Annotated in this window: 5 protein-coding genes and 1 pseudogene; 5 read left to right on the top strand and 1 reads right to left on the bottom strand. The window is 66.2% G+C overall.

Annotated features, from left to right (window positions below):
• Nucleotides 1–213 precede the first annotated feature (213 nt).
• The gene (locus CGZ93_RS12590) at nucleotides 214–603 is read right to left on the bottom strand and encodes a heavy metal-responsive transcriptional regulator (protein WP_007928756.1); all 390 of its coding nucleotides are present in this window, start codon (nucleotides 601–603) and stop codon (nucleotides 214–216) included.
• A 105-nt stretch (nucleotides 604–708) separates the two neighbouring features.
• Here CGZ93_RS12590 and merA point away from each other — a divergent pair, with 105 nt between their 5' ends.
• From merA to CGZ93_RS12565, 5 genes and pseudogenes are all read left to right on the top strand, one after another.
• Nucleotides 709–2,109, top strand: coding sequence for a mercury(II) reductase (gene merA / locus CGZ93_RS12585; protein WP_017838447.1), 1,401 nt, complete (start codon nucleotides 709–711; stop codon nucleotides 2,107–2,109).
• 220 nt (nucleotides 2,110–2,329) lie between these two features.
• Complete coding sequence (locus tag CGZ93_RS12580; RefSeq protein ID WP_094364518.1) at nucleotides 2,330–2,932, top strand: recombinase family protein; 603 nt, start codon at nucleotides 2,330–2,332, stop codon at nucleotides 2,930–2,932.
• A gap of 1 nt (nucleotide 2,933) precedes the next feature.
• Nucleotides 2,934–4,313 carry a Mu transposase C-terminal domain-containing protein gene (locus tag CGZ93_RS12575; RefSeq protein ID WP_094364517.1) on the top strand — a complete coding sequence of 460 codons (1,380 nt, stop codon included), beginning with the start codon at nucleotides 2,934–2,936 and terminating at the stop codon, nucleotides 4,311–4,313.
• A gap of 2 nt (nucleotides 4,314–4,315) precedes the next feature.
• Nucleotides 4,316–5,125, top strand: a complete 810-nt coding sequence (locus CGZ93_RS12570; protein ID WP_094364516.1) for an AAA family ATPase — start codon at nucleotides 4,316–4,318, stop codon at nucleotides 5,123–5,125.
• Between the two features lie 186 nt (nucleotides 5,126–5,311).
• Nucleotides 5,312–5,450, top strand: a pseudogene (locus tag CGZ93_RS12565) (Cd(II)/Pb(II)-sensing metalloregulatory transcriptional regulator CmtR); the annotation flags it as partial.

Genomic DNA, 5,450 nt, shown 5'->3' with positions numbered 1-5,450 from the left:
GACAAGATGGACGATGAGGTGGAAGCCCGCGCTGAACGCCTTCGCCATCACCTTCGCAGACCGCATGCCAGCCGCCGAGGACCGCTGACATGGAAACCGCCACTTACACCGTTCGTCGGACAGTCCCTGTGGCTTTCGCCGTTATATGGCGGGGTTCTGTCGACGCTCTGTGGCGGCATCTGCTCATGGCGATACACGCGAGCACCGGTCTGGTCACAGATAGCGGCAGACGGTCGTGGTGTCGCATTTGGTGGGGTCGCTGGTGGTGGCACTGTGGTGAAGGTGCGCGACGGTGTGTCGCAGTGCTTGCAGGTCGGCGATTTGGCGGTCCAGGTCGCCCAGGTGGGCTTCGAGCAGGGCGTGCACGTGCTGGCAGGGTGCGACTCCGGCGTCGCGGATGTCGAGGATCTCGCGAATCTGGGCCAGGGTGAGCCCAGCGGTGCGGCCGCGGCGAACGAAGTCCAGGCGCGCCAGGGCCGCAGGGGTGTAGTCGCGGTATCCGTTGGCGGTGCGCTCAGGCGCAGGTAGTAGGCCGGCTTCTTCGTAGAAGCGCAGCGTCTTGGTTGTGGTGCCGCTGGCCACGGCCAACTCACCGATGCGCACAGTGGCCCCTTTCTCGGCTCTCGTCCATGTTCGCCTTGACCTTCCCCTGCGCTGGAACGTCCACTATGGACGCTGAAGAGGGGTCACGCGAAGGAAGGTGGGCAAATGGGTGTGGACTACGACGTCGATCTGGCCGTGATCGGCTCAGGAGGCGCGGCGATGTCCGCCGCCATCGCGGCCAGCCAGGCCGGTAAGAGCGTCGTGCTGGTTGAGCGCGGTGTTCTGGGCGGGACGTGCGTGAACATCGGCTGCGTGCCGTCCAAGACGCTCCTGGCGGCCGCCGGGGCCCGGCACGCCGCGCTCACCAATCCCTTCAAAGGTGCCCCAACGTCAGCCGCACCGGTGAACCTCGGCGATCTGGTGGCCCAGAAGGACGCACTCATCGAGCGCCTGCGTGATGCGAAGTACGCCGATGTGGCCGCTGCCTACGGCTTCCAGGTCCGCCCAGGCCAGGCCAGCTTCCTGGACGGGGACACCCTGGCCGTCGACGGCCAGGCGCTGCGGGCCCGGGCCTATCTGGTCGCCACCGGTGCCACCCCCGCCATCCCGGAGGTGGTCGGTCTCGACTCTGTGGACCGGCTGACGTCCACCACCGCGATGCAGCTGACCGAGCTGCCTGAGTCCCTGGTCGTTATCGGTGGCGGGTACGTCGGGATGGAGCAGGCCCAGCTGTTCGCTCACCTCGGCACCCGGGTCTCTGTGGTCGGGCGTCTGGCGCCGCACGCCGAGCCGGAGCTGGCCCAGAGACTTCGGGAAGTCTTCACCGACGACGGCATCACCGTGGTCGAAGAGCGCGCGACCACTGTGGCCCGCGAACCAGGCCCCGCAGGAGAGGTGGTGGTGACCACGGACTCGGGCGAACAGGTGCGCGGCGCGCAGGTCCTGGTGGCCACCGGACGCCTGCCCCGCACCGACGGCCTGAACCTGGCCGCTGCCGGTGTGGACGTGGACGAGCGCGGCTTCGTCGTGGTCGACCAGACCCAGCGCACCTCCAACCCGCGCGTCTGGGCCGCCGGTGACGTCTCGGGGGCTCCCCAGTACGTCTACGCCGCCGCCGCCGGCGGTCGGGCCGCCGCGCTCAACGCCCTGACCGAGGACAGGTACCCGCCGGCAGCTCGGGTCGACTACGCCGGCTTTCCTGCGGTCGTGTTCACCCGGCCCCAGCTGGCCTCGGCGGGGTTGACCGAGGACGAGGCCCTCACCCGAGGGCACGCGTGCGACTGCCGCGTCCTGGACCTGTCCGATGTCCCCCGGGCGCTCGTCCAGCACGACACCCGCGGGGCGGTGAAGCTCGTCGCCGACGCCGTGAGCGGCAAGGTTCTGGGCGTGCACGCTCTGGCGGACGGGGCCGGGGAGATCATGCTGGCGGCCACCTACGCCATCAAAAGCGGCATGACCGTCGACGATCTGGCCGACACCTGGGCGCCGTACCTGACCATGAGCGAAAGCCTGCGCATCGTGGCCGGCCTCTTCCGAAACCAGATGCCGACGTCATGCTGCGCCTGAAACCCGCGGCCCCAGCGGGGTGGACGAGGGCTCCCGCGGCGGCCCGCCTGGCGCCGTGAATGTGCCTTAAAAACCTACAGTCTTATGAGACACCAGGCGGGGACCGGACGCCGAGACCGCTTCATGGGCCGATGGGCACCTTCTGCCTCTCGCGAAGTCGTCTCACCGTGAACTGTCGCAGGGTGGTGCTCGGTAGGGGTTTGTGAGTCATAATCATGTCATGAGGCTCTTGGGGTACACCCGCGTGAGCACTGCGAGTCAGGACGCGCAGTTGCAGTTGGATGCACTCGTGGATTCCGGGGTGCAGAAGCGGGATGTGTTCGCGGATGTGACCTCGGGTAGCCGGACCGCGATCGAACGCCCGGGGATGAAGCGCCTGTTGGACTATGCCGAGTCCGGCGACACGGTCGTGGTGTGGCGCATCGACCGGCTCGGCCGATCCTTGATCGATGTCCTCAACACCGTGAACCTGATGCGCGACAAGGGCGTAAAGATCAAGTCGCTTTCGGACGGCATCGACCCGGAGACCACTTCCGGCCGGTTAATGCTGGGCATGCTGGCCACGCTGGCCGAGTACGAGCGCGAGCTGATCACCGAGCGAGTCAATGCCGGCATCGCTGCGGCGAAGCAGAGCGGTACCCGGTTCGGTCGGCCGCCTGTTGACCCGGCGGTGATTGCGGAGAAACTCGACATCGCTCGGGACGCCCGCGCCAAGGGTCGCACCGCCGAGGAAGCCGCCCGATTGGTCGGATGGTCTCGCGCCACGCTGTACCGGCACCAACAGGCTGCCCGCGACCGCGACATGGTCTCCCAGCAGGTGTGACATGGACGGGCCGCAGCGGTGGCGAATCCTCCGGCTTCACGTCGAGGACGGCATCTCGCTGACGACCCTGGCCCGTGACACCGGCACCGGGCTGCGGACACTGCAACGCTGGCACCAGCTTTACAAGACCGGCGGCATCGCGGCGTTGGAGCCGCGGCCACGACGCGACACGGGATCTCGACGCACTCCGGCGGAACTGGTCACGTTTCTCGAGCACCTCGCGCTGACCCGCCCACGCCCGAGCACCGCTGCATTGCACCGGCTCACCACGGCCGAAGCGGGTCGCTTGGGTTTGGCGGCCCCGAGCTATGCCACGGTCCGCGCCATCGTCCACGCTTTGGACCCGGCCCTGGTGACGCTTGCTCTGGAGGGGCCGGCAGCATATCGGGACCGCTATGAACTGGTGTTCCGCCATCGCGCCGAACGGCCGAATGTGACGTGGCAAGCCGATCACACCGAACTCGACATCCTCATCACCGGCGCCAGCGGCACCCCCGACCGGCCCTGGCTGACGGTGGTGATGGACGACTACTCCCGCGCGGTCTGCGGGTACATGGTCTTCACCGGGGCGCCATCGGCGATGAACACCGCGCTGGTGCTACGACAGGCGATCTGGCGCAAGACCGAACCGGCCTGGGCGATGTGCGGACTACCCGACGTCCTCTATATCGATCACGGCAGCGACTTCACCAGCCGCCACCTCGAGTACACCGCGGTCTCACTGAAAATCCGCCTCATCTTCTCCACCGTCGGTCGCCCGCAAGGCCGAGGCAAGATCGAGCGGTTCTTCGGCACAGTCAACACCGAGCTCCTGGCCACCCTGCCCGGACATCTGGCACCAGGGGCCAAGACACCTCCATCTCTGGATCTACCTGCGCTCGATCAGGCGATCGCCGGTTTCATCGCCACCTACAACGAGCGGACCCACCGGGAGATCGGGACGAGCCCGAAGAAGGCGTGGATCGGTGACGGGTGGTTGCCACGCATGCCCGAATCCCTCGATGAACTCGACGGACTGCTGCTGACGGTGCCCAAGCACCGCACCGTGCAGCGTGACGGCATCCACTTCCAAGGCCGGCGCTACCTCGCGCCAACTCTGGCACCGTTCGTTGGCCGCCCGGTGACGATCCGCTACGACCCGCGTGACATCTCCGAGGTTCGCGTATACGACCGCGACACCTTCCTCTGCGTGGCCATCGATGAGGCGCACCCGAACCAACGGGTAAGCCTGCAAGAAGTCGAGACCGCACGCCGAGCCCGCCGGCGCCAACTGCGCAAAGACATCAACGACCGCATCCCGCGTATCGCCGATCGGGCCGAACCGCGCACCGCCGCCCCCGGAGCGCGGCCAACCAAGCTGCGCACCTACGAAGAGGACTAAGGATGGCCAAGGACTTCATCATCACCAAGGAACATCGCCGGTTCACCGAATTCGCCACCGCGGTACGCAAGGAACGCACCATCGGCATCTGTCACGGCGACGCCGGCATCGGCAAGACCCAATCGGCACGCCGATACGCCCACTGGGACACCGTGGAACCGTTCATCACCGAATGGGGGCCGCGCACCGAAGACGACGCCAAGCTTTATGCAACTGCGAACCGGTGCCGGACCGTGTTCTACACCCCCGAGGTGCTCCCCAGGCCCAAAATCCTCATGCACGAGATCGCGCACCTGCAGACAAAGCTCGGCATCTGCATCGACGAACACCAGCGCAACATCGGCAAAGTCACCGGCGCCCGCTCAGGTCACACCAACAAGTGGGTCGAGCTGCTCATCATCGATGAAGCCGAACGACTGGCCCCGACCGCACTCGAACTCCTCCGTGATGAACACGACCGCTACGACCTGGCGATCATCCTCATCGGCATGCCTGGCATTGACCAGCGGTTTCGCCACTACCCTCAGCTCTACAGCCGCCTCGGATTTTCACACCGATACCGGGCACTAGGACGCGAGGAACTGCTCTTCGTCCTCGATCGCCATTGGAAACGCCTCGGCCGCACTCTTGACCCAGACGACTTCACCGACGCTCAAGCGATCGCCGCGATCGAACGCATCACCCGGGGCAACTTCCGCCTCCTCGAACGCCTCTTCCCTCAGATCGCCCGAGTGCTCAAGATCAACCAACTCGAGACCATCACCGACGACGTCATAGAATCCGCCGCCAGCATCCTCGTGATCGGAAACTAACGCCCCCAAGCGATCACAGAAAACCGCCGCAAAGCACTCAAACCCACACTTACGGGACAGCCCGCCAGGCGTGCCGTCGTTCCTCGATAAGTAGCGGTGGTGTCCGGTGAGGGTTCCCCTTACGGGCATGCGATCTGGGCTGACGCCTGTGACCGAGTGTTCAGTGCGCGCTGTATAGTTCAGTCCATGCTGACTATCGCTTCGCGTCTCGACGTGATGAACCGCCTGGGTCGTGCACTGGCCGACCCCACTCGATCCCGGATCATCTTGACCCTGCTCGACCATCCCGCTTACCCGGCGGAACTGGCTCGAGATCTGGACCTGA

Origin of the sequence: Enemella dayhoffiae (genome assembly GCF_002250625.1) — a bacterium.
Classification (GTDB): domain Bacteria; phylum Actinomycetota; class Actinomycetes; order Propionibacteriales; family Propionibacteriaceae; genus Enemella; species Enemella dayhoffiae.
Note: the sequence above shows the minus strand (reverse complement) of the source record. Positions and strands in the feature narration are given on the sequence as shown.

Excerpts from the sequence above, each read along its gene's own strand:
- CGZ93_RS12580 (WP_094364518.1), top strand. The coding sequence starts at position 2,330 with ATGAGGCTCTTGGGGTACACCCGCGTGAGCACTGCGAGTCAGGACGCG.
- CGZ93_RS12570 (WP_094364516.1), top strand. The coding sequence starts at position 4,316 with ATGGCCAAGGACTTCATCATCACCAAGGAACATCGCCGGTTCACCGAA.
- CGZ93_RS12575 (WP_094364517.1), top strand. The coding sequence starts at position 2,934 with ATGGACGGGCCGCAGCGGTGGCGAATCCTCCGGCTTCACGTCGAGGAC.
- merA (WP_017838447.1), top strand. The coding sequence starts at position 709 with ATGGGTGTGGACTACGACGTCGATCTGGCCGTGATCGGCTCAGGAGGC.